Source organism: Bradyrhizobium erythrophlei (genome assembly GCF_042430365.1).
Lineage (GTDB): Bacteria > Pseudomonadota > Alphaproteobacteria > Rhizobiales > Xanthobacteraceae > Bradyrhizobium > Bradyrhizobium erythrophlei.
In genome coordinates this window covers 1-1475 of the sequence record NZ_JBHMET010000228.1, presented here as the reverse complement: position 1 = coordinate 1475, position 1475 = coordinate 1, and the positions used below count along the sequence as shown (strand labels likewise).

At 61.6% G+C, this 1475-nt stretch carries 2 protein-coding genes; one reads left to right on the top strand and one right to left on the bottom strand.

The features are described from left to right. Positions 1–12: 12 nt before the first annotated feature. Positions 13–1143: an IS630 family transposase gene (locus ACFFWD_RS32390; protein ID WP_376972367.1), complete on the bottom strand. Its 1131-nt coding sequence runs from the start codon at positions 1141–1143 to the stop codon at positions 13–15. Positions 1144–1182: 39 nt separating this feature from the next. Between ACFFWD_RS32390 and ACFFWD_RS32385 the strand changes: the two genes are divergently transcribed. Next, entirely contained in the window at positions 1183–1464 is a 282-nt protein-coding gene (locus ACFFWD_RS32385; protein WP_376972365.1) for a LexA family protein, read from the top strand. The last annotated feature ends 11 nt before the right edge of the window (positions 1465–1475 follow it).

The following is a 1475-nucleotide window of genomic DNA, read 5'->3' as shown; positions in this document are numbered from 1 at the left end:
ACTAGTAGCTTGTCACTGTGATTTTGACTCTTTGGGCGTGCCTGGATAGGCGCGCCCAAGTTTGGCGCGAGCTTTGTCTGTTGTGAACATCCAGTTGATACGGGCGCGAGCTTTGTTTCGCTGCCGCTCCCATGCTGCGATCTCGTTTCTAAGGCGTTTTGGATCGTCGATCCGGCGGCCGAGACATTGCCCTTGGAGGACGCCGATTTCGATCTCGACCATGTTGAGCCAACTGGCGTGTTTCGGGGTGTAGTGGAACTCGAGGCGGCGCAGGATGCGGCGGGCCTCGGCGGGGGCAAAGGCCTGGTAGAGGGCGCCGGGGGCATGGATCGACAGATTGTCCTGCACGACACGGATGCGGGCGGCCTTGGGGTAATGGACATCGACGAGTTCGCGCATGCAGTGAGCATAGTCCACGGCGGTGCGCCGCTCGGTGACTTTGACCTTGCGCCAGGCCCGATGCGGATCGAAGGCGACGAAGAGATTGACGGTGCCGTTGCGGCAGTACTCGTAATCGTAACGCTCGCGCTTTCCCGGCTCGGGTGGGATCGGCTGGCGCACCTCGCCGATGAGCTGGACGGGGGTTTCGTCGAAGCAGACCAGCGGCCGCTCGGGATCAGGCGCTTCAGCGTAGAGATCGAGCACATCTTCCATGCGGGCGACGTATTCGCCATCGACATGGGGAATGCACCACATGTCCCTGCGCCACGGCTTGAGGTCATTATCGGCCAGCCGGCGGCGCACGGTCTCACCTGACAGGCTGTCATGATCGGTGAGCTTGACCATCACGTCGGCCAGCAGCGCCAGCGTCCAGCGCCTCCGGCCGACGGGCGGCTTGGCGCATGCGGTCGCCACCAGCAGGGCTTCCTCCTTGCCGGTCAGCTTGCGCTCCGCACCGGGACGCGGCTCCTCACTCAAGGCCCGCTCGAGATTGCCTTCCACGAAGCGGCGTTTGGTCCGATAGACGGTGGAGGCGCTTGCTCTGACGGTCCGGGCAATCTCCTCGTCGCGGCTGCCGATGTCGGCCGCCAGCAAAATCTGGGCCCGCTTGAGTTTGCGAGCGGCATGCTTGCCGCCGCTCAGCATCGCCGTCAGTTCCTCTCGCTCGGCTTGGCTCAATTCGACCCGGTACCGTACATTCATCGTTCGCCTCCCTGTCGGAGGCTCCGGACGAATCGATCCATGAGTCAAAAATCAGGCGCACGCTTCACTGAGAAGCAGGGCCATTATCTGGCTTTCATCTATACCTACTCGCACATGTTCGGACGGCCACCCGCCGAAGCCGACATGCAGCGTCACTTCGGTGTTAGTCCGCCCTCAGTCCATCAGATGATCGTCACGCTCGAACGTAACGGCCTCATTCGCCGTCAAGCCGATATCCCCAGAAGCATCGAAATCCTCGTGCCGCCAGAAAACTTGCCGATTCTAAGCTGGCTCGGTATCAAACCGTCAAAATCACTGTGACGAGCTACTAG